We start from the raw sequence: 24,418 nt of genomic DNA, 5'->3' as shown, positions 1-24,418 counted from the left end.
TTCAGCTGCTCCGCCGTCACCACCGTGCCCTCGGGATAGTAGCCCAGCATAAAGTCCACCAGCTCGCCGCCGCAGTAGGCGTTGATGATGTACCGTACCTCGGGGATCTTTTCAAAAACGGCACGGAACACAACCTCGTTCTTGCCGCCGGCCATGCCAAAGAGAATCTTATAGGTAAAATAAGCCTGATCGCGCAGTTCCTGGGAGTCATCGCCCTCCACAACCCACTTGACGAACTTCTGGCCGGCGGGCGCCGTCACAACAGGCGCTTGGCCGACGTTGTTGCCGAAGGGCGGCAGCTCACAGGAGCTGACCTTTTCATCCCCCACATAGAAGGTCGCGGTGATGGCGCTCTCCTGATAGTCCGGCATACCGTTCTTGTTGCTGTCCTCCGCCCAGACAGCGTAAATGGTAAAGTCCTGATTCATAAAGAGCTGATTGGCCTTGAGCATTCCGGTGGGTTCGTCCTCCCGGCCCAGGATCTTGTCCTCCATGGCGTAGTCCAGGGACCAGCCCGCAAAGACGATCTCCGTTCCGTTGACCGCCCCATGGGTGGGCTTCTGGCTGGACACGGTATACCAGGTATCCTCCCGGACCTTCTCGGGCGCGGGCGCGCCCACGCCGCCGTTGGCGTCATAGGTCAGGGTGTACTCCTCATAGGGAAGCAGAGAAGCGCCGTCCAGATTGATTTCGGTAATGAGCTTGCCGGGAATCTGATAGAAATCCTCTTCGTTCAGATAGACCGTCACAGGCTCCAGCTTTGTGCCGAACAGGCCATGCCAAGTGTCTTTCTTGGCATAGATGGTGAGGGAAGAGATGGAATCCTGGTCGATGATCTTGGAGGTATTCAGCACCGTCCAGTAGTTGTCCCAGCCGGTCAGCTTTCCGTTGGTGCCGGGGGCGCCCACGTCGCCCAGGTTGAGATAGCCGTGATCCACCACGCCGCCGGTGGCGGCAGCGGGCGCGCCGTCCCGCAGGCCATTGATCTCCACCCCGTGAATGGTGATATCACCGGCGGGAACATTCAGCTTTTCAGAGACAAATTCCTTCATCTCGCTGATGCCGCTGATGTGGAACTCCGTGTCATTGAAGATATCTCCGGATGCCGCGAACGCGGGGACAGACAGCAGGCTGAGCGCCATGCAGAACGTCAGAAAAAGAGAGAGAGCTTTCTTCATTGTGCAGGGTCCTCCTTTTTTATGTGGTATCCATTGGGTTTGTGCGGCTTTGCCGCGGAATGATTTTATGTCCTTCTCCGTCCAGAACGTCCCGTTTGCCCGGACGGAAACAAATATCCACTCCTTTCCCTTCTATTGTGCACAAAGCGGCGCGTCCCCTCTGACGGTCCAACGGAACGGCCGCCTTTTATCTGAATTTATTTTTTCAGATCTGAAGGACTGTTCTTAGTATATAACCTTAAAATTTTTAAATCAATAGATTCTTCCATATTTAACCTAAAATTTTGTTGTCATAAAGATATCCTTTCAAATCACCCCACAGAAAAAACTGCTCTGATCGGCGCCGACCGCACAAATCGGAGCAGCTTGCGCTTTCCGTGGAAGTGTCTGCGGGCGTGGGCGCATACCTCATGCGGACAGGCGACGGACTCTTCAGCAGCGCCGGCATACAGAACGCAAAGATGGGCTGAGGCCCCCTGTCCTCAGCCCATCTCCCATCCGCCGCTTAAAATACCACCACAAGCAGCATTTTGAATGCCTCCTGACCATATACGGCGTGGGGATGCCCGGCGGGCATTACGATACACTCTCCCTCGTGCAGCAGATGGTCCGTCCCGTCAATGGTGATTCTGCCAACGCCGTCCAGGCAGGTCACAAAGGCGTCTCCGCCGGAGGCATGGGTGCTGATCTCCTCCCCCTTGGCAAAGGAGAACAGCGTCACGCTCAATGCGCTGTTCTGCGCCAGCGTCTTGCTCACGACCTGCCCCTCCTGATAGGAGATCTGCTCCTTCAGCACCAGCACTTCCGCCTGGCTGATGTTCTTCATCTTCCCGTTCATCTATGATAACCTCCCATTTATGTCATCCGGTTGATTTTTCTATGGATATTTTAGACCGCTGCGCCCCAAATGTCTGTTGTCATTCCAACAAAACAGAAATTTACCGTCATCCTGCCGCTTCTTTCAAACAGCAAAAACCCCTAAAGCCTTGCGGCTCTAGGGGTTTCGTTTGGTGGACGATACAGGACTTGAACCTGTGACCTCCCGCACGTCAAGCGGATGCTCTACCAGCTGAGCTAATCGTCCGGACAACGTAGTTTATTATAGCGGATCGCCCTCTGCTTGTCAACTACTTTTTCAAAAATTTTTTCTCCCTCTGGCGCGTCCCGCCCAAACCTGTTATACTACCTATCAGTTTCCATATCATTGCAGCAGGAGGAACCGTTATGGCATCCATGGTGGGAAAGACCGTCCTTATTACCGGCGCAAGCCGCGGCATCGGCGCAGCCTGCGCCCGGCGCTTTGCCGCTGCCGGCTGCCAGATCGCCCTGAACTACCACCGCTCCCAGGAAGCCGCCCTGGCCCTGACCCAGGAGCTCCGCGCCGCCGGCGTCCGGACAGAGGCCTTTCAGGCCGACGTGGGTGACCCGGTACAGGTCCAAACAATGGTTGACAATGTGTTGGATAAATTTTGTCAACTTGACATTCTGGTATGTAATGCCGGCGTCGCCAAGCAGCAGCTTTTTACCGACATCACCGACCGGGACTGGCACGCCCTCTTCCGGGTCAATGTGGATGGGACCTTCTACTGCTGCCGGGCCGTCCTGCCCCACTTCATCCACCGGAAGGCCGGACGCATCATTACCCTCTCCTCCATGTGGGGCGTCACCGGCGGCTCCTGTGAAGTGGCTTATTCCGCCTCAAAGTCCGCCATTATCGGACTTACCAAGGCACTTGCCAAAGAAGTGGGACCCTCTGGCATCACCGTCAACTGCGTGGCCCCCGGCGTTATCCAGACCGAAATGAACGGCAATCTCTCCCAGGAGGACCTGGAAAATCTCCGCCTGGAAACCCCCCTCGAGGCCATCGGCAAGCCGGAGGATGTGGCCGAAAGCGTGTTCTTCCTGGCCTCCCCCGCCGCCGGCTTTATCACCGGTCAGGTCCTCTCCCCCAACGGCGGTATCCTCATCTGACCGGGCCGCACAGAACCTTTTCTCCCCGTATTTTAGGCAGCCTGCCAGATAGGTCATGAAAATCAACCGCTCTTTGCACAAAAACGCCGGTTGACAACTTTGACGCGCAAGCGTATAATGTCAACAACCTTAAAGGAGGGAACTACAATGAAAAAGCTTCGCATCCTGTCTCTTGCAATGGCAGCGGCGCTGAGCGTCTCTTTGCTGGCCGGCTGCTCCGACGGCACCGCAACTACGCCCGACACCGACACTTCTGCCGCGCCCAATGATACCACCAGCACCGCCACCGGCGCCGCCTTCAAGATCGGCGGTACCGGCCCCCTGACCGGCGCCGCTTCCATCTACGGCCTGGCCGCCCAGCGCGGCGCTCAGATCGCCGTGGACGAGATCAACGCCTTGGGCGGCGATATCCAGTTTGAGCTCAAGTACGAGGACGACGTCCACGATCCCGAGAAGGCCGTCAACGCCTACAACGCCCTGAAGGAGTGGGGCATGCAGATCTCCTTGGGCTCCGTCACCTCCAAGCCCGGCGAGGCCACCTCGGTCTATAACTTCGAGGACCGCATCTTCGCCCTGACTCCGTCCGCCAGCTCCACCGCCGTGGTGGAGGGCAAGGACAACGTGTTCCAGATGTGCTTCACCGACCCCAACCAGGGTCTGGCCTCCGCCGAGTACATCTATAACCAGGGCCTGGCCGAGAAGGTCTTTATCATCTGGAAGAACGACGACGTTTACTCCACCGGCATCAAGGACACCTTTATGGCCGAGGCTGAGACCCTGGGCCTGGAGGTGGTGGGCGACGCCACCTTCGCCGACGGCAATGACCAGGACTTCTCCGTCCAGCTGGGTCAAGCCAAGGACGCCGGCGCCGACCTGCTCTTCCTCCCCATGTACTATCAGCCCGCTTCCCTGATCCTGGCCCAGGCCGACGCCATGGGCTATACCCCCAAGTTCTTCGGCGTGGACGGCATGGACGGCATCCTGACCATGGAGGGCTTTGACGCCTCCCTGGCCGAGGGCGTGATGCTCCTCACCCCCTTCAATGCCGACGCCACCGACGAGGCCACCGTCAACTTCGTGACCAAATATAAGGAGCTCTACGGCGAGACACCCAACCAGTTCGCCGCCGACGCTTACGACTGCGTGTACGCCTACAAGCTGGCTCTGGAGACCGCCGGCTGCACCCCCGACATGAGCGCTTCCGAGATCTGCGATAAGCTCATCGAGGTGTTCCCCACCATCACCCTCAACGGCCTCACCGGCGACGGCTCCGGCATCACCTGGGAGTCCAACGGCCAGGTTTCCAAGGCCCCCAAGGGCATGGTCATCCAGGACGGCGCCTACGTGGGCATGGACTGATCTCCAATCAGCGGTCTTGCTCTGACCTGAAACTGTCAGGAGGGCTGCCGGACAGACGGCGGCCCTCCTGCTTTTCCGGTTTTACCGCTTTCTTCATCATTTGACGTGCCCATCTGAAAAGGGCCGGAAGAAACCCGCCGGCATTTTTCAGATGGGCTCCAAGAGAGAAAAGAGGGATGTTATCTATGGATTTTTCGAGCCTGCTTCTGGGGCTGCTGGATAATCTCATCCGCGGTCTCAGCCTGGGCAGCGTGTATGCCATCATCGCCCTGGGTTATACCATGGTGTACGGCATCGCCAAAATGCTCAACTTCGCCCACGGCGACGTCATCATGGTGGGCGCTTACGTCTGCTTCTTCGCCATCAGTACTTATGGCCTCCCCCCTGTCATCGGCATTCTCCTGTCCATGGTGGTCTGTACCGCCCTGGGCATCGTCATCGAGCGTCTGGCCTACAAGCCCCTGCGGCAGGCCCCGTCGCTGGCCGTCCTCATTACCGCCATCGGCGTGAGCTACTTCCTCCAGAACGCCGCCCAGCTCCTCTGGACCTCCAGCCCCAAGGTGTTCCCCTCCGTGGTGCCCAAGGGCAACCTGACCCTGTTTGACGGTCAGCTCTCCATCAGCTATCTCACCATCGTCACCATTGTGGTGTGCGTCATCATCATGCTGGTCCTCACCTTCTTTACCAACAGCACCAAGATGGGCAAGGCCATGCGGGCCTGCTCGGAGGACAAGGGCGCCGCCCAGCTTATGGGCATCGACGTCAACGCCACCATTTCCATCACCTTCGCCATCGGCTCCGCCCTGGCGGCCGTGGCCGGCGTGCTGCTCTGCTCCGCCTACCCCAGCCTGACCCCCACCACCGGCTCCATGCCCGGCATCAAGGCCTTTACCGCCGCCGTCTTTGGCGGTATCGGCTCCATCCCCGGCGCGCTGCTGGGCGGTCTGCTGCTGGGCATCATCGAGATCTTTGCCGGCAGCTACATTTCCACGCAGCTGTCCAACGCCATTGTGTTCGGCGTGCTCATCATCGTGCTGCTGGTCAAGCCCGCCGGTCTGCTGGGCAAAAAGATCCGCGAGAAAGTGTGAGGTGGACGGTATGACAAAACTCAGACACATGAAAAAATCCACCCGGACCAGCTTCTTCACCTACGGTCTGGTCATTGTGGCCTTTCTCATCATTCAGATCCTGCGGGGCACCGTGGGCATCGGCTCTCTGCTGGAGGGCCAGCTCATCCCCATCTGCGCCTACATCGTGATGGCCGTCTCCCTCAACCTGGTGGTGGGCATCTCCGGCGAGCTGTCTCTGGGCCACGCGGGCTTTATGAGCGTGGGCGCCTTTGCCGGCTGCGCCATGGCCAACGGCCTGCAAAACCTGGTCCCCTCCGAGCCTCTCCGGCTGGTCATCGCCATTCTCTTCGGGGCGCTGATGGCCGCGTTGGCCGGTTTCCTCATCGGTATCCCCGTGCTTCGCCTCAACGGCGACTATCTGGCCATTGTGACCCTGGCCTTCGGCGAGATCATCAAGACCATCCTCACCAACCTTTATATCGGTGTGGACGCCAACGGCCTTCAGGCCAGCTTTGTCAACGACACCACCGATCTGGCCGAAGGCGGCATCGCCCTCATCAAGGGGCCCATGGGCGTCTCCAATACCTCCGCCCGCATCTCCACCTTTGTGGCCGGCTTCATCCTGGTGATGGTGGCCCTGATCGTGGTCTTTAACCTGGTCAACAGCCGGGCCGGCCGGGCCATTATGGCCACCCGCGATAACCGCATCGCCGCCGAGAGCGTGGGCATCAGCGTGACCAAGTACAAGCTCATGGCCTTTACCGTCTCCGCCGCCCTGGCCGGCGCCGCCGGCACCCTCTACGGATGCAGCCAGATCACCTTCTCGGCCAACAAGTTCGACTTCAACACCTCCATCCTCATCCTGGTCTTTGTGGTGCTGGGCGGTCTGGGCAATATGTGGGGCTCCGTCATTGCGGCCACCGCCCTCACCATCCTGCCCGAGGCCCTGCGTCAGTTCTCCGACTATCGTATGCTGGTCTACGCCATCGTGCTGATTCTGGTCATGCTGGCCACCAACAGCCCCGCCATCCGCTCCTTCTTCCTGCGGATCGTGCGCGGCGGCAGAAATGAGGACGGTCCGTCCCGCAGCGCGAAAAAGGAGGCGGCGAAATGAGCAGACTGGAACGCAAATCAGAAACCAAGATGGTCCCCGTCCCCAGCCACTCCATCGTGCCGGAGCGGGACGTAAATAAGGCCCCCATTCTGGAATGCAGCCATTTGGGCATTGACTTCGGCGGTCTGACCGCCGTCAACGACTTCAACCTCACCGTGGGACGCACCGAGATTGCCGGCCTCATCGGCCCCAACGGCGCGGGCAAGACCACCGTCTTTAACCTGCTGACCAAGGTCTACCAGCCCACCCGCGGCACCATCCTGGTGGACGGCAAGGACACCCACGGCATGAATACCGTCCAGGTCAACCGGGCCGGCATCGCCCGTACCTTCCAGAACATCCGTCTTTTCGACAAGCTGAGCGTGGAGGACAACGTGAAGATCGGCCTCCACAATCAGATCAAGTACCCCATGTGGAGCGGCATCTTCCGTCTGCCCGGCTACTGGAAGAAGGAGAAGCTGGCCCACGAGAGCGCCATGGAGCTCCTCCACATCTTCGGTATGGAGGACCTGGCCAACCATCGGGCCGGCTCTCTCCCCTACGGCGCCCAGCGCCGGCTGGAGATCGTCCGCGCCCTGGCCTCCAATCCCTCCCTGCTGCTGCTGGATGAGCCCGCCGCCGGCATGAACCCCTCCGAGACCGCCGACCTGATGGAGAATATCCTGAAAATCCGGGATACCTTCCACATTGCCATTATGCTCATCGAGCACGATATGAGCCTGGTCATGGGCATTTGTGAGGGCATCTGTGTGCTCAACTTCGGCGAGATCATCGCCAAAGGCACCCCCAGCGAGATCCAGAACAATCCCAAGGTCATCGAAGCCTACCTGGGCAGCCAGAAAAAGGAGGGTTGACCCAAATGCTGAACGTACAGGATATCAACGTCTATTACGGCGCCATCCACGCCATCAAGGACATCACCTTTGAGGTCAACGACGGCGAGATCGTCACCCTCATCGGCGCAAACGGCGCCGGTAAGTCCACCACCCTCCAGACCATTTCCGGCCTGCTCCACTCCAAGACCGGCTCCATCTCCTTTTTGGGCAAGAATATTATGGGCGTGCCCCCTCACAAGGTGGTGTCCCACGGTCTGGCCCACGTGCCCGAGGGACGCCGGGTCTTTCTCCAGATGAGCGTGGAGGAAAACCTGGAGATGGGCGCTTACACCCGTCCCAAGGGCGAGATTGCCGCCAGTCTGGCCGACGTGTACGAGCGCTTTCCCCGCCTGAAGGAGCGCCGCCGGCAGGTGGCCGGCACGCTGTCCGGCGGTGAGCAGCAGATGCTGGCCATGGGCCGTGCCCTCATGTCCAAGCCCCGCCTTCTCATGCTGGATGAGCCCTCCATGGGCCTGGCCCCTATTCTGGTGGAGCAGATCTTCGACATCATCCGGGAGCTCAACGCCGCCGGCACCACCATTTTGCTGGTGGAGCAGAACGCCCAGATGGCCCTGTCCATCGCCCACCGGGGCTATGTGCTGGAGACCGGCAAGATCGTCGCCACCGGCACCGGCCAGCAGCTTCTGGAGGACGAAAGCGTCAAAAAAGCCTACCTGGGCGGCTAGCCTACTTTCTTTCTCGCCCTACTTTCTTTCGAGAAAGAAAGTAGGCAAAGAAAGCTTCCATCCAGCGCTCGTCCGGTAAGCCGTACAGACTTAGAAAACAATTTTGCCCCGAACCATGCCTCTGTTTGACGGATGGTTCGGGGCTTTTTCGCCTATCAAGTTTGTGGCCAGGTAACCCCTCCGCGGAGCGGACCGCCCGGGGGATTGCAAAGGGGGTCTGAAAACCCCCTTTGCCCCTTTTGGTCCAGGCCCTTTTCGGGAAAAGGGCCTGGCGCCCCGCGCGCAGCGGCGCCGGAGCGGGAAACCTGCTGCCTATTGTTCTACACCGGTTAAGTCAAAATTTGGGATGTACTCCGACTTGGCCGCCGCGTCGTCCTGAGTAAAGCCCTCCAGGCCCAGCTGGGCCATATAGTCCTGAGCGGCGCGGATCTCCGAGGGCCGGAGGCGGCGGTTCAGGCCGGGCAGCTCTTTGGCCTTCCCCCAGGGGGTGTACTGGCTCATGAGAGAAAAGAGCACCATGCCCGGCGGAAAGGTCTCGGCCACCCAGTCCATGACCTCTTTGGCCTCGGCCAGACGCCCCGGCAGGATGAGATGCCGGATAATGACCCCCCGGCGGAGCATTCCCTCCTCGTCAAAGGCACACGCCCCCACCTGCCGCACCATCTCCGCAATGGCCGCTTTGGCCGTCTCCGGATAATCGGGGGCGTCGGAGCACCGGGCCGCCGTCTCGGTGCGGGTATATTTCAGGTCGGGCAGGTAGATATCCACCCTGCCTTCCATGGCCCCCAGGGTCTCCAAGCGCTCATAGCCGCCGGTATTCCACACCACCGGAATGCCGGGCGGCACGTCCAGCGCCCGGCGGATGGCGTGGGCAAAGTGGGTGGGGTTGACCAGGTTGATGTTATGGGCCCCCTGGGCCTTCAGGTCGGCAAAAATGGCCCGCAGGCTCTCCACCGAAATGGCTTTCCCAAAGTTTTCGTGGCTGATGACCTCGTTTTGACAAAACACGCACCCCAGCGGACAGCCGGAGAAAAACACCGTTCCGGAGCCGCGCTTGCCGGAGATGGGCGGCTCCTCCCAGAAGTGGAGCGCCGCCCGGGCCACCACCGGCAGGGACGGCATGGCGCATCTCCCCTCCGCCGCTCTCTCGGTGCGCAGGGCGTTACACCTTCTGGGACAGAGGCTGCACCTCATACCGGCTCCCCCCGCCGGAAGTCGGGGCCCAGGTTGCCCTCCTTCCAGTGCTTGCGGCAAAGGCCGATGTACTGGTCGTTGGCCCCCAGCACCACCTGCTCCCCCTCCTTGAGGACCACGCCGTTGGCGTCGAATCGGGCGTTGCAGGTGGCCTTCTTGCCGCACCAGCAGATGGTCTTGACCTCTTCAATCACATCCGCCGAGGCCAGCAGCTCCGCCGAACCGGGGAACAAGTCCCCCTTAAAATCAGTGCGCAGGCCGTAGCAAATGACGGGCAAATTAAAATCATCCACCAGATGGGCCAGATAGCGCACCTCCTCACGGCTTAAGAACTGAGCCTCGTCCACAATGACGCAGGCATAGGGCGCCAGCGCTTCCCGGCTCATGGCCATCAGATCGGTAAAATACACACACGGATGGGTCAGCCCCGCCCGGGACGCCACAAACCGCGCCCCGTCCCGCTGGTCAATGGCCGGTTTGACCAGCAGGGCGTCCTGTCCCCGCTCCTCGTAGTTGTAGCGCACCATCAAGGCGTTGGCCGTCTTGCTGGACCCCATCACACCGTACCGAAAATATAGCTTCGCCATTTGATTCTCTACTCCCTCACATCAGCTTTTTCACGATCTCCAGTCCCTTCCCGCCGTGGGGCGGGTAGCGCAGAGGTACTTCCAGCCGTCCCTTTTGCAGGACGGCCTTTTTGTGGGTAAAGGTCTCAAACCCCCATTGGCCGTGACACCGGCCCATGCCGCTCTCGCCGTTGCCGCCAAACGGAAGCGCACTGTTGGTGAGATGGACCACCGTATCGTTGATACAGCCGCCGCCGAAGGGGAGCGCCGCCATGATTCTTCTGGCTTCCGTTTCGTCCCGGCTGAACACATAGCAGGCCAGGGGCCGGGGGCAGTCGTCCCGCAGGTGGGACAGCAGTTTTCCCAAGCTCTGGTAGGTCAGCACCGGCAGAATGGGCCCAAAGATCTCCTCTCCCATGGCGGGGTGGGATTCGTCCACATCCACCAGTACGGTGGGGGAAAGCTTCCGCGTCTCCTCGTCCCATGTGCCGCCGATGGCGGGCTTGCTCTCTCCCAGCAGGCCCAGCAGGCGGCGGAAATGCTTTTCGTTGATAATAGACGGCAAATCCTCGCTTTCCAGCGGGTGTTCCCCATAAAAAAGGGTAATATTTTTGCGCAGCTCCGCCACAAAGGCATCTTTCAGTTCCTCCGGCACCCATACATGGTCGGGGGCCACGCAGGTCTGACCGGCGTTGAGGAATTTTCCCCAGGCGATGCGCTTTGCTGCCAGGGCCGCGTCCGCCTTTTGGGTGAGGATGACCGGCGACTTGCCCCCCAGCTCCAAGGCCACCGGAGTTAGATGGCAGGCGGCGGCGGCCATAACGGTCTTGCCCACCTCGGTGCTGCCGGTAAAGAAAACAAAGTCAAACTTTTCCTCCAGCAGTGCGGTATTTTCCGCCCTGCCTCCGGTGACCACTTTTACCAGCGCCGGCGGGAAGGTCTCCGAGAGCAGTTCAGACAGCACCCCGGCGGTGGCGGGGGCATAGGCCGAGGGCTTCAGCACCACGGTGCACCCCGCCGCCAGCGCGGACACCAGCGGGATCAGGTTGAGCTGTACCGGGTAATTCCAGGGCGCCATGATGAGGGCCACGCCATAGGGCTCCCGCAGGACATAACTGCGCCCGGGAAACTGGGTGATGGGAGTTTGAACCCGTTTGGGGGCGCTCCATCTTTTTACATGGCGGATGGCCTCCCGCAGCTCGCTCCGCACCATGCCCACCTCGGTGATCCACCCCTCAAAGGCGCCCTTGCCCAGGTCGGCGTCCAGGGCCGCCAGCAGCCGGGACTCCCACGTCTCCAGGGCGGCCAGCAGCTTTCTCAGGTTTTGTACCCGGTGCTCCACTGGCCTGGTGGCTCCGCTGTTGAAATACCGCCGCTGTTCTGCTACGATTTGACTAAAATTCACTTGTCTCCTCCGTTCGGTCAAGGGCTAAGCCCATAAAGCTCTGAAAGGCGTTGGGTAGGGCGTAGCGCTCCTGTAACGCCCGGCGGTCGGCCCATACCCAGCCGTCGGGCAGATGGCCGTCCGCCGCCTCCACCGCCAGAGCGCTCATATGCCACTCGATATGGGTAAAAATATGCTTCCCCGTTCCGCCGTGGTCCAGACACAGCGGCGTGATCCCCCACTCCGCCAGCTGTCCCACGTCGGCCTCCGGCTCGTTGGGGTACTCCCACAGCCCGGCCAGCAGTCCTTTTTTGGGGCGCTGCCGCAGGGCCACCTTCCCCTCATGGAAGATCAGAAACACCGTGCGTTTTTCCACACGCCGGGCCTTTTTGGGGGCTTTGACCGGCAGGCGGCCAGTCTGTTCGGTGATGTGGGCCACGCAGAACGCCCGGGCTGGGCACTTTTCGCACAGGGGCGCGCCGTTGGGGAGGCACACCGTGGCCCCCAGCTCCATGAGGGCCTGGTTGTAATCGCCCGGAAACGCCTTGGGCATGGTGTCCAGCAGGGCCTTCCGGATGCGGTTTTTGGTGTCCGGCCGGGTGATGTCCCCCTCATCGCCGGTGATACGGCACACCACCCGCAAGACGTTGCCGTCCACCGCCGGCACCGGTACGCCGAAGGCGATGGAGGCGATGGCTCCGGCGGTATAATCGCCCACGCCGGCAAGAGACAGTATCTCCTCATAGGTGCCGGGAAAGACGCCGCCGTAGGTCTCCATCACCTGTCTGGCGGCCTTTTGCAGGTTGCGGGCCCGGTTATAGTAGCCCAAGCCCTGCCACAGCTTCATGAGCCGCTCCTCCTCCACCGCCGCCAGGTCGGCCACGGTGGGCAGCTCCTCCAGAAACCGGCGGTAGTAGTCCAGCACCGCCGCCACCCGGGTCTGTTGGAGCATGATCTCGCTGAGCCATACATGGTACGGGGTGGGATCGGACCGCCAGGGTAATACCCGGGCGTTTTCATGGTACCACTGGATGAGCGGGATGGGCAGGATCTCCAATTCCTTCACGTTATGACCTCCGCGTCCGTTTACATTTGGGCTCTATTCTATCACAGCCGCACCACCGCCGCAAGAGCGCCCCTCATGGCGAAATTTTCTTTCCGGTCGGAAATGAAAGGGCCCCACAAAACCGTCTAATGGGTGAAAGGAGGAATGAGGCCATGACGCAAGCACAATTTGCCGCCCAACTGGACCCTCTGAAAACCCGGCTCTACCGCACGGCCCGCATTTACCTGGCCAGCGAAAGCGCCGCCCTGGACGCGGTGGACGAGGCGGTCTATCAGGGTCTGGTCCACTGCCGCAAGCTGCGGGAAGAGCGCTATTTCACCACCTGGATGACCCGTATCCTCATCAACGTATGCAACGACGAGCTGAGACGCCGGCGGCGGGAGGTGACCATGGCGGAGCTGCCCGACACCGCCGTGGAGGCCTACGACGCCCTGCCCCTCCGGCAGGCGGTGGAGCGGCTCCCCCGGGAGCTGAGGGCGGTGGTGGCCCTGCGCTACTTCTCGGGCTGCACCATCGCCGAGACCGCCGAGGCCCTCTCCATCCCGGCCGGTACCGTATCGACCCGCCAGCGCAAGGCCCTCTCTCTGCTGCGCCTTGCCCTGGACGACCAAGAGGAGGTGTGAACATGGACCGTTTGGAAGAATACCGCGCCCTTTGTACCCAGCTGGAGGAGACCCCGCCAGCCCTGGAATACACCCTCACCCGCGCCAAGGCCAAAAACCGCCGCCGGAATTTGAAGCGCTTTCTGGGTATCCCCGCCGCCAGTCTGGCCGGCGTCTTTACCGCCTTCGTGCTGCTGGTCAACCTCTCCCTTCCCGTGGCGCTGGCCTGCGCCCATGTGCCCGCCCTGCTGCCCCTTTTGCAGGCCGTGGCCTTCTCTCCCAGCCTGAAAGCGGCCATCCAGCACAATTATGCCCAGTATATCGGCCAGTCCCAGACGGTGGACGGCATTACCCTGGATCTCTCCTATCTCATTCTGGATAACGCCCAGCTCACCCTGCTGGTGGAGGCCGACGGCCCCTATGACACCTACCAGCTTCTCGCTGAATTTCAGACGTTGGACGGGGAAAAGCTGCCCCTTTCCAGCATCTCCGGCGACTTCCCCGGCGGAAGCCTGGAGGAGGCCATCTCCGCCTACCCGGTCTCCGATGATTTTCTCTTCCCCGATACCATCCGCATTGTCTGCAAGGTAAAGGGCTTCCACCGGGCGGACGGCCCCGGCCATTCCACCGATTGGGACACCTTGCCCGAATTTATCTTCACCGTCCCGCTGGATACCTCGGTCCTCAACGACCACCGCACCGAAGGGGAGACCGGCTGGATGGAAGTGGACGGTCAGCGCCTGCGCTTTACCGTGGAGAGCTGGCCCACCCAGTCCCGTCTCATCGTGGAGGAGCACCCGGACAACACCGCCAAGCTCCAGACCCTGGACTTCTATCTGGAGGACGAGACCGGACAGACCTACCAACCCAGCCTGGGCCTCTCCGCCATGGGGACCTCCTTCCTCTTCGACACCACCTACTTTGACCGCCCCAAATCCCTCACCGTCCATCTCACCGGCTCCACCTGGCTGGACCCGGCACGGGAATATATCCCCGTCGATCTGGAGACCGGCGAAGTGCTGGGCACGCTGCCAGACGGCGTGACCCTCTCCCTCCACCGCCGGAGCGATACCACCATAGCGGTGGCCCTCATCGCCCCCAAGCCCAAGGACTGGAGCGAAACCAATCTGACGTTTTACAACATCTCCTCCTACCGCTACCGGACCCCCGACGGCGTGGTCCACGACGTCACCGGCGGCTGGAGCAACTACCACGCGGAATGCCTCTGGCCCAACACCGAGGACGAACTCCCCCTCCCCGACACCCACTTCGTGGAGGAGTTCTCCCTCACCGGCTATCCCTATGACACCGTGGAGCTTGGATTCTACTACACCTGGCGCAGCGAGTATGACCTCCCCCTCTCCTTCCCCCTGTCCGCGCCGTGACGTCCGCCCCGTTCTCCCCCTTCACAGGACGAAAATCTTCCGCTTTTGCTTTACAGACCGGCTTGATTCGTATATAATATATGAACTGCACGATATTGGAATCTGAAAGAGTGAGAGTGGAAGAATATGCTTCAATTCGACGAGTATAAAGTCAAGCTGAATAACCTCCTGCCCGACCTGGAGGAGCTGGGCCAGGCCCTGGGTCTGGACGCAGCCGCCCGGGAGGCCGAGATGCTGGAATCGGAGAGCGCCTCCGACGGCTTCTGGAACGACCTGGAAAAGGCCCAGAAGGTCCAGCGCCGCATTGCCCAGCTCAAAAGCAAGCTGGACGGTCAGGCCCGCCGCAAGAGCGAGTGGTCCGACCTGATGACCCTGTGTGAGATGGGCAACGAGGAGGAGGACGAGTCCCTCATCCCCGAGCTGGAGGAGGGCTACGCCAAGCTGGAACAGGAGATGGAGGAGGCCCGGCTCTCCACCCTCTTTACCGGCGAGTATGACGCCTCCAACGCCATTTTGAACATCCACCCCGGCGCCGGCGGCACCGAGGCCCAGGACTGGGCCCAGATGCTCTACCGGATGTACACCCGCTGGGCCGAGCGCCACGGTTTTGAGTGCAAGACCATGGACTATCAGGACTGCGACGACGGCGGCATCAAGAGCGCCACCATCATGATTACCGGCGAGAACGCCTACGGCTACCTCCGCAGCGAGCACGGCGTCCACCGTCTGGTGCGGGTCTCCCCCTTCGACGCCAACGCCCGCCGCCAGACCTCCTTCGCCGCCGTGGAGGTCATGCCCGAAATCCCCGACGACGTGGAGGTGGATATCCGCCCCGAGGACATCGAAATGCAGGTCTACCGCTCCTCCGGCGCCGGCGGCCAGCACGTCAACAAGACCTCCTCCGCCGTCCGCCTCATCCACAAGCCCACCGGCGTGGTGGTCTCCTGCCAGACCGAACGCAGCCAGTTCCAGAACCGGGACAACTGTATGCGTATGCTGCGCGCCAAGCTGGTCCAGCTGAAGATGGAAGCCCATCTGGAAAAGATCTCCGACATTAAGGGCGTCCAGCTCAAAATCGAGTGGGGCAGCCAGATCCGCTCCTATGTCTTTATGCCCTACCAGCTGGTGAAGGACAACCGCACCGCCTATGAGACCTCCAACATCAACGGCGTCATGGACGGCGATCTGGACGGCTTTATTAACGCCTACCTCCGGGCCGCCGCCACCGGCGAGTGGGCCACCAAGTAACACCCAAGCAAAAAGCCCTGACGGCGGAAAACCGTCAGGGCTTCGTCTTTCGAAGAAGTGGAATGCGGAACAGGAAAGGTCAAAGTATTTGCATGGAAGCGGGCGACCACAAGGGTCGCCCCTACGAGGTTGGGCGGTGGGGTGATGTGAGTGTTGCTTCCGACGCACAGGGAGCCCCCTGCGGGTAAAGGGGAACGATACCCGGCAGGGTTTCGGCGCACCTGGGGGAAGTGCAGAAGGGGGGTATCCCCCCTTCTGCCCCTTTTGGTCCAGGCCCTTTTCGGGAAAAGGGCCTGGCGCCGCCCGCGCAGGGCCGTTCTTGCGGGAAATCGAAAAACGATTCTGCAAAAGCCCTGACGGCGGAAAACCGTCAGGGCTTTTGTTGTTGCGTATCGTATCAGCTGTTCTGGGCGCTCCAGGTGGTCCAGGTGTATTGACACAACGCCCCATCCGGCGTCACATCGGTGGAACTCACCTTTACATAATACATTTCGCCGATGGTCAGGCAGTTCTCCCAGGTCACGCCGCTGCCAAAGGCGCACCGCACCGCCTCGCCCACCTTGGTATCGGTGCCGTCGGGATGGGACTGCCAGAGCTGTACATAGTAGTACCCCTGCCCCATAGCGCCGCTGTCTGGCAGGAAGTCCACGGCAAAGGAGAAATCCGCCGTGTCAGCCGTGAAGGAGCAGATCCCCACGCCGCTCTGTCCCGAACCGTCGTTATAGGGCATCTGCACCTGGTGAATTTTCTCGGTGGCCAGCGATGTAAAGCTCTTGACGCTCCCGTTGGTACCGGCCATGTGCTGGGTGGAGAAGCGATACCACAGCGTACCGTCAAAACGGGTGTCGCCGCCCACCGAAAGAATGGTCAGGTGATAGCGTCCGTCCGTGAGCACCTGCTCCTCCTCGTTGGGATTGGTGTAAAAGGACATGGAGCTATGGGCCGGAACGACCATGGAGCGGATCAGGGTGTCCTTGGTGCCGTTTTGATAGAGCTGAATCTTGATGTCCGCGTTCCCCCGGTTCTGAACGGCGATCTTCCAGTAACAGAATTCCGCCGAGCCGTACCACTCCACCTGATCGGTGGTGAGCGTCTGGGGTAGTTCATGGGTCACGCTGTCGGTGGTCAGCTGGGACGCAGGCTCCGCGGCCAGGGCCGCTGAACCAAAGGTCATGCAGACCGCGCACAGTGCCGCCAGCAGGGAATTCCATATTCTTGCTTTCATTTGTTTCCCTCCTTTTTGGAAAAATTGGGTCAAAATACCAATTTTTTCTTCTTTATATTAGCGCTTTATGGTTCATCTGTCAATTTATTTTTCTCTGCTATTTTACAATCTTTTACAATAAATGAAATTTTTCATTTTTTTCTTGTCAAGTCTGACCAGGTTTGCTATACTGATTACAAATAGCTTATCCCAAGAAACGAGGCTGCAATATGTCAGAAGAATTGGTCAAATCCACGGGAAAAAAGAAAACCAGCACCTCGCCGGAGGGGCTGGAGGAAAACCTGAAAAAAGGCATCACGGAGCTGCTGGTGCTGTTTTTGCTGCGGGAAAAGGAAATGTACATCAACGAGATGACTGAGACCCTTGCGGAGCGCAGCGGCGGACGGCTGAACGTCAGTTTTCCCTATGCCATCATCTACCGTCTGTTGGACGCCCACTTTATCGAGCTGGGCGACAAGCGTATGGCCCCCGACGGCCGGCGGCGGCAGTATTACCGCACCACAGAGAAGGGGAACGTTTACCTGAATGATTTACTCGTGGTACTGGATCGCTTTATGGGCGGCGTGTACCAGATCCTGGACTGGAAGGCAGGTGAGACCCATGCACAGAGCCTCCCTTCAAAAATGGCTGTATCTGAGGAAGGTGAAGAGATCTCTGGTCTGCTCCCGGTCAGAACGTAAACGCTTCCTTACAAGAGCGGAGCAGGCAATCGACGCCTTTTTGGAAGATCATCCGGATGCCTCGACAGAACTTTGGGAAACTACGTTCGGCAGCCCTGAACAGTTTGCCTTTCAATTACTGGGGGAGTATGGTCTTGATAGCCTCTATCACACCTTGCTTCACCGGATCGTATGTGTTTCTCTTCTCAGTATCACTTTGTGTCTGGCACTTGTCTTTGTAAGTGTTGTCATTTTTTGTGGGGTTCAATCCAACAAATATATTGAGGTCGTAACCACAGAATATGTTCTTGTTGGAATTTATCCGAGTCCTGATTCCACAAATACTTCCAATATTGTCTATTATTATGAGGGCGACTTAAAATGAAAAAATATATTCGATTTTTTATCACTCTGCTTTTGATATTTTCTCTCTCTGTATGCTCCGTTTCTGCCGCAGGAAGTTCGGAGACATCTACTACGGAAATCATTGAGCTTGAAAATGGGACTTATATCGAAATCGTAACTACTATTTCTTCCCTTTCTCGCAGCAACCAAAAATACGCTACCAAAGAATTTACATGTAAGACCTGGAGTGGGAGTAAGATTGTCGGCTATCTCCTGAAAGGCTGGTTTGAATATGACGGAAACTCCAGCAAGGCCACCGCTGTAGAAGCTGTCTACTATATTTACCATGAAGGCTGGGACCTGGACAACCATCTGGAGTATTGTTCCGGTAGTTCTGTCTATGGCGCTGCAAAATTTGACGGCCCCGACGGTGACACAGTAACTCTTACCGGCTCCATTACCTGTGACAAAGACGGCAACATCAGCTGAATCCTCTTTTCGCGCCCCGGTCCCATGCCGGGGCGTTTTTCTCTTCTCCCCTCTTGTAATTTCGAGGGCGGTTTGGTACTATAAGTCTGTCACGTTTGGGAACCTGACCATTTGCACTGATGATGAAAGGTGGAATGTCTGTATGAAACAACCGAACAAGGCGCTGTCTCTGCTGCTGGCCGCGGCCATGACGGTGGGCCTCTCCGTCCCCGCTCTGGCGGCGGAAGAGGACGGCAAAATCGTCATCCTCCACACCAACGATGTCCACTGCGGCATCGACCAGGCCGCCGACGACAGCGGCGCGGTGACCAACCTGGGCTATGCCACTGTGGCCGCCTATAAAGACAAGATGGAGCAGACCTACGGCGCGGAGAACGTCACGCTGGTGGACGCCGGCGACGCCATCCAGGGCGGCCCCATCGGCACCCTGTCCAAGGGCTCTTACATCGTGGACATCATGAACCAGGTGGGCTATGACCTGGCCATCCCCGGCAACCATGAGTTTGACTACGGCATGGACAACTTCCTCACCCTGGCCAAGGAGCAGGCCCAGTATACCTATCTGTGCGCCAACCTCACCGACCTGGAGGGGAACCCCGTGCTGGACGCCTATAAGCTGGTGGAATACGGCGACGTAACCGTGGGCTATGTGGGCATCGACACCCCCGAGTCCTTCACCAAGTCCACCCCCACCTACTTCCAGGACGCTGAGGGCAATTATATTTACAGCTTCGCCCAGGGCAACGAGGGCAAGGACCTCTACGACGCCGTGCAGAACGCCGTGGACGCCGCCGCCAAGGCCGGCGCCGACTACGTGGTCGCCATCGGTCACCTGGGCAACGAGGGCTCCACCGACGTGTGGACCTCCAAGTCCGTGATTGCCAACACCACCGGCATCGACGTGTTCATCGACGGCCACTCCCACGAGTCCTATGAGGAGACCGTGAAGAACGCCGACGGCGAGGACGTGTATCTGGCCCAGACCGGCACCAAGCTGGCCAGCATTGGTCAGGTGGTCATCGACACCGCCACCGGCGACATCACCTGCTCTCTTGTGAGCGACTTTACCGAGGCTGACGCCGAGACCGCCGACTTCATCGCCAAGATCAACGACGAGTTCGCCGACGTCCTCCAGAAGGTGGTGGCCAAGACCGACGTGGCCCTCACCACCCTGGACCCCGTCACCGGCGAGCGGGCCGTCCGCAGCGCCGAGACCAACCTGGGCGACCTGTGCGCCGACGCCTACCGGGCCATGCTGGGCGCTGACATCGCCTTCGTCAACGGCGGCGGCATCCGCGCCGACATCGCCGCCGGCGACATCACCTATGAAGCCATCATCAACGTCCACCCCTTCGGCAACGAAGCCTGCCTGGTGGAGACCACCGGTCAGGACATCCTGGACGCCCTGGAGATGGGCGCCCGCCTCTGCCCCGAGGAGAACGGCGGCTTCCTCCAGGTCTCCGGCCTGACCTACACCATTGACACCACCATCCCCTCCTCCGTGGTTCTCAACGACGAGAGCGAGTTCGTGAAGGTGGACGGCGCTTACCGCGTCAAGGACGTGATGGTGGGCGGCGAGCCGCTGGACCTGAACAAGACCTACACCCTGGCCTCCCACAACTACATGCTCAAGAGCGGCGGCGACGGCTTTGTGATGTTCAAGGACGACACCCTGCTCCAGGACAGCGTCATGATCGACAACGCCGTACTCATCAACTACATCGTGGATAAGCTGGACGGCGTGGTGGGCGAGGCCTATGCCAATCCCACCGGCGACGGCCGCATCACCGTTGTCACCGAGGCTGCCTCCGGCAACTGGTACGACGAGGCCGTGGCCTATGTGACCGAGGCCGGTTACATGCAGGGCACCGGCAGCGGCTTTGAGCCCGCCGGCATCGTTACCCGCGGCACCGTGTATCAGACCCTTTATAACATGTCCGGCAAGCCCGCCGTCACCGAGGCCGCTTCCTTCATCGACGTGGCCGGCAAGTGGTACGCGGACGCCGCCGCCTGGGCCGAGGATACCGGCCTGAGCAACGGCAACGGCGCCGGCCTCTTCAACGGCGACGCCGCCATGACCCGCGCCGAGCTGGCCACCGCTCTGGCCCGCTATGCCGCGCTGAACGGCATTACCGTGGAGACCGGCGAGGGCATGACCGCCGCCCCCGACTACGGCCAGATCCCCGCCTGGGCCCTGGACGGCATGTCGGTCTGCTACTACGGTAAGGTCATGACCGGCGACAACACCGGCGCGCTCCGTCCCAACGCCACCGCCCAGCGGGCCGAGCTGGCGAAGATGCTCATGGCGTTTGACGCCCTCCGTCCCGCGGAGGACGCCGCCGCTTAAGCCGGAGCCCTTTCCTTCCCAAACGTATCGTACAAAATATCCGCCGGTCCTCTGTTGGGCCGGCGGATGTTTTTCTGTTGAACGTGTATATGCGCATTTTTCCTGCTGCCCCGGGGGGACGGCCCTGCGCGGGCGGCGCAATGCGATCCTCTCCCCCCCGTAGGGGTTGCCCGTTTCTATGCAAACGCCTGAGTTCTTCCTACATTCGATGGATTGCGGGCGCCATGTATGGCGCCCCTACGTCGCTCTTGCAGGATTGCGGGCGCTTGCAGCGTGTGGCGGGAAAAGGGAGCCCCCAGACCGCAGTCTGGGGGCAGATGGAAGCTTTCTTTGCCTCCTTTCTTTCTCGAAAGAAAGGAGGTTAGAGGTAGAGGAACAGGCCGGAGAGGACGCCGATGACGGCCCCGGCCAGCACGTCGCTGGGGTAGTGGACGCCGCCGATGACCCGGATGAGGGCCACCAGCACGCCCACCGCCATCAAGGCCGCGCCCGCCGGCGGGCAGATCCACCCCCAGGTCATGGCGATGACGAACACGGAAAACACGTGGCGGCTGGGGAAGGACTTTCCCTTGGTATTCTTATGAATCAGGGGCTGGATGTCCAGCGCCTCATAGGGCCGCCGCCGGTTGACCCCTTTCCGAAAGAGGCTCACCAGCACAAAGGAGACGGCGGGGACCAGAATTGCCTTCCAGAGCCGCTGATCCCGCCCCACCAGCAGCCAGAGCAGCAGGGCCGGATAGCCGATATAGCACAGCAGGGTAAAAAACCGGTTGGCCTTGCCCAGGGCGGACACCGCCCACGGCCGCCGCCGGAAGGGCGCGGACCATCTGGCATAGCGTTCAGCGGTCATATGATTTCCTCCTCATCAAGCGCTGGTACGATTATACCCGCCTCCGGCGGGACGCGCAAGTCCTCGTTGTATTGAGGAGGGAAATCGGGTACAATGGAGGGAAGGAGGGATGTCTATGGTACAATTGTGGCTGTGCCAGCGGGAAAACAGCAAGGAAACCGCCCACGCCATGCTCTCCGCGCTGCTGGAACGCCAGGGCTGTCCCGTCCGCTCACCGGAGCGCGGACCGGGGGGCAAGCCCTTCCTGCCCGGCGGTCCCCACTTCAACCTGAGCCACAGCGGGTCCTGGGCTCTGTGCGCCCTGGGCGACGAGGAAGTGGGCTGCGATGTGGAACGCATCCGGCCCCGCCGGCCCAGACTGCCCCGTTTTGCTCTTTCCGACCGGGAATTTCAGTGGTTCTCCCGGCAGGGCCAACGGTGGGAGGATTTTTACACCCTCTGGACATTAAAGGAAAGCCTGTGCAAATGTACCGGCCGGGGACTGGACTGCTCCCCCCGTTCCCTGGCCGTCCCGCTGCTCCAGCCGGGCGCGGGCGCTCTGTTCGACGGATTTTACTTTCAAAGCTACGGCGGATCGGGCTGGCGGGCAGCCTGCTGCACCCGTCTCACGCCGCCGCCCACTCAACTGCTAGACGGAGAGGAGATTTTATGAATCCATCTGAACCCCTGGCCGGCATTTATCAGGCCGCCGGCCGTGACTTCGGCTTTATCACCCCGGACGGCGCCGCCGGCCGGGAAGAGGACCTGTTCGTCCCGCCGGGACATGAGGGCAGCGCCTGGCACGGCGACCTGGTGGCCTACCGGCTGGACCCGCCCGACCGCCCCGACGGCCGTCCCTGCGCCCATGTCACCGCGGTCCTGGGCCGGGCCAACGCCACTGTCATCGGCTCCGTCCGGCGGCACAGCCGGGAAAACTGGCTGGTCCCCGACGGCGAAAAGCTGCGCGTCCCCATCCTGCTGGTGGGCAAAAGCGACGCCCTCCGCTCGGGGGACAAGATCGCCGCCAAGATCACCAGCTTCGGCACCGCCAAGCAGCCCCCCATGGGCCGCTTTGTCCGCTCCTTTGGCCGGGACGGCTCCCTAAACGCGGCGGTGGAGGCCCTCCTCTTTGAGGGCGGCATTGTGCGGGAGTTCCCCGCCGACGTGGCGGCCCAAACCGCCGCCGTGCCCCAGGAAGTCCCTCCCGAAGCGCTGGAGGGACGGCTGGACCTGCGGGAGGAGACCATCATCACCATCGACGGCGCCTCCTCCAAGGATCTGGACGACGCCGTCTCCCTCACCCGGACGGAATCCGGCTTTACCCTGGGGGTCCACATCGCCGACGTGAGCCACTATGTCCCCCTGAATTCCCCCCTGGACCGGGAGGCCTTTCAGCGGGGCACCTCGGTCTATTTTGCCGACCAGGTCATCCCCATGCTGCCCCCCGACCTGTCCAACGGCATCTGCTCCCTCAATCCCCAGGTGGACCGGCTCACCCTCTCGTGTATCATGACCCTGGACCAGAGCGGCGGGGTGACCGGCGCTTCCATCCATAAGTCGGTGATCCGCTCCACCGAGCGCATGACCTACGAGGACTGCAACACCCTGCTCTCCGGCGGGGACCAGGCGCTGGCCCGGCGCTACCGGCACATTCTCCCCATGCTGCGGGAGATGGCGGTCCTGTCCGACAAGCTCGCCGCCCGCCGCCGGGCCCGCGGGGCCCTGGATCTGGAGCAGGGAGAGACGGTGGTGCGGTGCGACGCCCTGGGCCAGCCCATCGGCCTTGCCAAGCGGGAGCCGGGGATCAGCGAGGGCATCATCGAGTCCTTTATGCTCCAGGCCAACGAGTGCGTGGCCCGCTTCTTAAAAGAGGAGGGCGGCCCGGGGGTCTACCGGGTCCACGAACGGCCCGCCGCCGAAAAGGCCGAGGCGCTGCGCACCCTGCTGGCCCCTCTGGGCTACCCGGTGAAGGACGGCGGGCAGTACACCCTCCAAAAGCTGCTGGACCAGTCCCGAGGCAGACCGGAGGAGATTTTGGTCCACTCCGCCGTCCTCCGGGCCATGATGAAGGCCCGCTATGACGCCGAGCCTCTGGGCCATTTCGGCCTGGCGGCGGCGGACTACTGCCACTTCACCTCCCCCATCCGGCGCTATCCCGACCTGATGGTCCACCGCATCCTCACCGCCCGGCTGGACGGCACGCTGGACAGCCGGGAGGGACGGCTCCTTTCGGCGTCGGTGCCGGAAGCCGCCCGCCAGTCCTCCCGCCGGGAGCTGGCCGCCCAGACCGCCGAGCGGGAGATCGACAAGCGCTATGTAGCCGCCTATATGGCCGCCCGGGTGGGTGACTGCTTCCCGGCGGTGGTGTCCGGCGTGACCCGGTTCGGCCTCTTCCTCACCACCAGCGAGGGAGCCGAGGGCTTTTTGGGAGTGGAACAGCTCCCCGCCCGGCATTACGACTTCGACGAGGCCCATTTGACCCTCACCGGTCCCAGCGGCGAGGCCCACACTTTGGGCCAACCCATGGAGGTGCGCTGTCTCTCGGCGGACGTGGCCTCCGGACGGGTGGACTTTGGACCGGCCGACCGGGAAAAGACTGCGCCCCCCCAGCGTCCCCGCCGGGCCTTGACGGAAAAACGCTCCGCCAAACAGGTGGGCAAACGCCCCCAGGTCCGCAAGACCTTTGGCGGCAGGAAAGGACGAAAGAAATGAGGAAAAAGCTCCGTTGTACCTGTGTGCTCCTGCTCTGCGCCCTCTTTTTGGGGGGCTGCATCCCCACCGCCGCACCCACCGCTCCTTCCGCCTCCCCTCTGCCCACCGCCGCAC

23 protein-coding genes and 1 tRNA gene are annotated in these 24,418 nt (G+C 61.1%); 15 read left to right on the top strand and 9 right to left on the bottom strand.

Annotation, left to right across the window (positions count from 1 at the left end; translation table 11 throughout):
- The 3 genes from H7U37_RS10665 to H7U37_RS10655 form a co-directional block, all read right to left on the bottom strand.
- On the bottom strand, nt 1–1,178 hold a 1,178-nt coding region (locus H7U37_RS10665; protein ID WP_204875589.1), incomplete at its 3' end, for a hypothetical protein.
- Nucleotides 1,179–1,683: 505 nt separating this feature from the next.
- Nucleotides 1,684–2,016 (bottom strand): cupin domain-containing protein, encoded by a 333-nt coding sequence (locus H7U37_RS10660; RefSeq protein ID WP_204875588.1) that lies wholly within the window; start codon nt 2,014–2,016, stop codon nt 1,684–1,686.
- Between the two features lie 170 nt (nt 2,017–2,186).
- Nucleotides 2,187–2,262 (bottom strand) — tRNA-Val (locus tag H7U37_RS10655).
- A 149-nt stretch (nt 2,263–2,411) separates the two neighbouring features.
- On the opposite strand from H7U37_RS10655, the gene ymfI reads away from it, so the two are divergent.
- The 6 genes from ymfI (at nt 2,412) to H7U37_RS10625 (ending at nt 8,253) form a co-directional block, all read left to right on the top strand.
- The gene (gene ymfI, locus H7U37_RS10650; RefSeq protein WP_204875590.1) at nt 2,412–3,149 is read left to right on the top strand and encodes an elongation factor P 5-aminopentanone reductase; all 738 of its coding nucleotides are present in this window, start codon (nt 2,412–2,414) and stop codon (nt 3,147–3,149) included.
- Between the two features lie 147 nt (nt 3,150–3,296).
- Nucleotides 3,297–4,508, top strand: coding sequence for an ABC transporter substrate-binding protein (locus tag H7U37_RS10645; RefSeq protein WP_204875587.1), 1,212 nt, complete (start codon nt 3,297–3,299; stop codon nt 4,506–4,508).
- 185 nt (nt 4,509–4,693) lie between these two features.
- Nucleotides 4,694–5,596, top strand: a complete 903-nt coding sequence (locus H7U37_RS10640) for a branched-chain amino acid ABC transporter permease (RefSeq protein ID WP_204875586.1) — start codon at nt 4,694–4,696, stop codon at nt 5,594–5,596.
- 10 nt (nt 5,597–5,606) lie between these two features.
- Nucleotides 5,607–6,692 carry a branched-chain amino acid ABC transporter permease gene (locus tag H7U37_RS10635; protein WP_204875585.1) on the top strand — a complete coding sequence of 362 codons (1,086 nt, stop codon included), beginning with the start codon at nt 5,607–5,609 and terminating at the stop codon, nt 6,690–6,692.
- On the top strand, nt 6,689–7,546 hold the full coding sequence (locus tag H7U37_RS10630; RefSeq protein WP_204875584.1) for an ABC transporter ATP-binding protein: 858 nt from the start codon (nt 6,689–6,691) through the stop codon (nt 7,544–7,546). Before H7U37_RS10635 ends, H7U37_RS10630 begins: the two co-directional genes overlap by 4 nt.
- A gap of 5 nt (nt 7,547–7,551) precedes the next feature.
- The gene (locus tag H7U37_RS10625) at nt 7,552–8,253 is read left to right on the top strand and encodes an ABC transporter ATP-binding protein (RefSeq protein WP_204875583.1); all 702 of its coding nucleotides are present in this window, start codon (nt 7,552–7,554) and stop codon (nt 8,251–8,253) included.
- A gap of 312 nt (nt 8,254–8,565) precedes the next feature.
- Here H7U37_RS10625 and H7U37_RS10620 read toward each other — a convergent pair whose 3' ends face one another.
- The 4 genes from H7U37_RS10620 to mutY are packed head-to-tail and all read right to left on the bottom strand — an operon-like array spanning nt 8,566 to nt 12,463.
- The gene (locus H7U37_RS10620) at nt 8,566–9,447 is read right to left on the bottom strand and encodes a radical SAM protein (RefSeq protein WP_204875582.1); all 882 of its coding nucleotides are present in this window, start codon (nt 9,445–9,447) and stop codon (nt 8,566–8,568) included.
- On the bottom strand, nt 9,444–10,034 hold the full coding sequence (locus H7U37_RS10615) for a thymidine kinase (RefSeq protein ID WP_204875581.1): 591 nt from the start codon (nt 10,032–10,034) through the stop codon (nt 9,444–9,446). Before H7U37_RS10615 ends, H7U37_RS10620 begins: the two co-directional genes overlap by 4 nt.
- Nucleotides 10,035–10,050: 16 nt before the next feature.
- Complete coding sequence (locus H7U37_RS10610) at nt 10,051–11,418, bottom strand: aldehyde dehydrogenase family protein (protein WP_204875580.1); 1,368 nt, start codon at nt 11,416–11,418, stop codon at nt 10,051–10,053.
- Nucleotides 11,408–12,463, bottom strand: coding sequence for an A/G-specific adenine glycosylase (mutY, locus tag H7U37_RS10605; RefSeq protein WP_204875579.1), 1,056 nt, complete (start codon nt 12,461–12,463; stop codon nt 11,408–11,410). Before mutY ends, H7U37_RS10610 begins: the two co-directional genes overlap by 11 nt.
- Nucleotides 12,464–12,615: 152 nt before the next feature.
- Here mutY and H7U37_RS10600 point away from each other — a divergent pair, with 152 nt between their 5' ends.
- The 3 genes from H7U37_RS10600 (at nt 12,616) to prfB (ending at nt 15,698) form a co-directional block, all read left to right on the top strand.
- Entirely contained in the window at nt 12,616–13,086 is a 471-nt protein-coding gene (locus H7U37_RS10600) for a sigma-70 family RNA polymerase sigma factor (protein WP_204875578.1), read from the top strand.
- Nucleotides 13,087–13,088: 2 nt separating this feature from the next.
- Nucleotides 13,089–14,450 carry a DUF4179 domain-containing protein gene (locus tag H7U37_RS10595; protein WP_204875577.1) on the top strand — a complete coding sequence of 454 codons (1,362 nt, stop codon included), beginning with the start codon at nt 13,089–13,091 and terminating at the stop codon, nt 14,448–14,450.
- Between the two features lie 126 nt (nt 14,451–14,576).
- Nucleotides 14,577–15,698, top strand: coding sequence for a peptide chain release factor 2 (prfB, locus tag H7U37_RS10590; protein ID WP_204875576.1), 1,122 nt, complete (start codon nt 14,577–14,579; stop codon nt 15,696–15,698).
- A 397-nt stretch (nt 15,699–16,095) separates the two neighbouring features.
- Here prfB and H7U37_RS10585 read toward each other — a convergent pair whose 3' ends face one another.
- The gene (locus H7U37_RS10585; RefSeq protein ID WP_204875575.1) at nt 16,096–16,923 is read right to left on the bottom strand and encodes a hypothetical protein; all 828 of its coding nucleotides are present in this window, start codon (nt 16,921–16,923) and stop codon (nt 16,096–16,098) included.
- 209 nt (nt 16,924–17,132) lie between these two features.
- On the opposite strand from H7U37_RS10585, the gene H7U37_RS10580 reads away from it, so the two are divergent.
- The 4 genes from H7U37_RS10580 (at nt 17,133) to H7U37_RS10565 (ending at nt 20,763) form a co-directional block, all read left to right on the top strand.
- Nucleotides 17,133–17,603 carry a PadR family transcriptional regulator gene (locus H7U37_RS10580; protein ID WP_204875574.1) on the top strand — a complete coding sequence of 157 codons (471 nt, stop codon included), beginning with the start codon at nt 17,133–17,135 and terminating at the stop codon, nt 17,601–17,603.
- Nucleotides 17,566–17,967: a hypothetical protein gene (locus H7U37_RS10575; RefSeq protein ID WP_204875573.1), complete on the top strand. Its 402-nt coding sequence runs from the start codon at nt 17,566–17,568 to the stop codon at nt 17,965–17,967. The genes H7U37_RS10580 and H7U37_RS10575 overlap by 38 nt, the downstream gene beginning before the upstream one ends.
- On the top strand, nt 17,964–18,416 hold the full coding sequence (locus H7U37_RS10570) for a hypothetical protein (RefSeq protein WP_204875572.1): 453 nt from the start codon (nt 17,964–17,966) through the stop codon (nt 18,414–18,416). The genes H7U37_RS10575 and H7U37_RS10570 overlap by 4 nt, the downstream gene beginning before the upstream one ends.
- Nucleotides 18,417–18,558: 142 nt before the next feature.
- The gene (locus tag H7U37_RS10565) at nt 18,559–20,763 is read left to right on the top strand and encodes a 5'-nucleotidase C-terminal domain-containing protein (RefSeq protein WP_204875571.1); all 2,205 of its coding nucleotides are present in this window, start codon (nt 18,559–18,561) and stop codon (nt 20,761–20,763) included.
- 361 nt (nt 20,764–21,124) lie between these two features.
- Here H7U37_RS10565 and H7U37_RS10560 read toward each other — a convergent pair whose 3' ends face one another.
- Complete coding sequence (locus H7U37_RS10560) at nt 21,125–21,613, bottom strand: phosphatase PAP2 family protein (RefSeq protein WP_204875570.1); 489 nt, start codon at nt 21,611–21,613, stop codon at nt 21,125–21,127.
- Between the two features lie 115 nt (nt 21,614–21,728).
- Here H7U37_RS10560 and H7U37_RS10555 point away from each other — a divergent pair, with 115 nt between their 5' ends.
- On the top strand, nt 21,729–22,265 hold the full coding sequence (locus H7U37_RS10555; RefSeq protein WP_204889442.1) for a 4'-phosphopantetheinyl transferase family protein: 537 nt from the start codon (nt 21,729–21,731) through the stop codon (nt 22,263–22,265).
- A complete protein-coding gene (gene rnr / locus H7U37_RS10550; RefSeq protein ID WP_204875568.1) occupies nt 22,262–24,304 on the top strand; it encodes a ribonuclease R in 2,043 nt (680 codons plus the stop codon). The genes H7U37_RS10555 and rnr overlap by 4 nt, the downstream gene beginning before the upstream one ends.
- The last annotated feature ends 114 nt before the right edge of the window (nt 24,305–24,418 follow it).

The organism is Pseudoflavonifractor phocaeensis, from assembly GCF_016901735.1.
In the GTDB taxonomy this organism is placed as follows: Bacteria; Bacillota; Clostridia; order Oscillospirales; family Oscillospiraceae; genus Pseudoflavonifractor_A.
The sequence above is the reverse complement of the archived record's forward strand: the minus strand, read 5'-3'. Positions and strand labels throughout refer to the sequence as shown.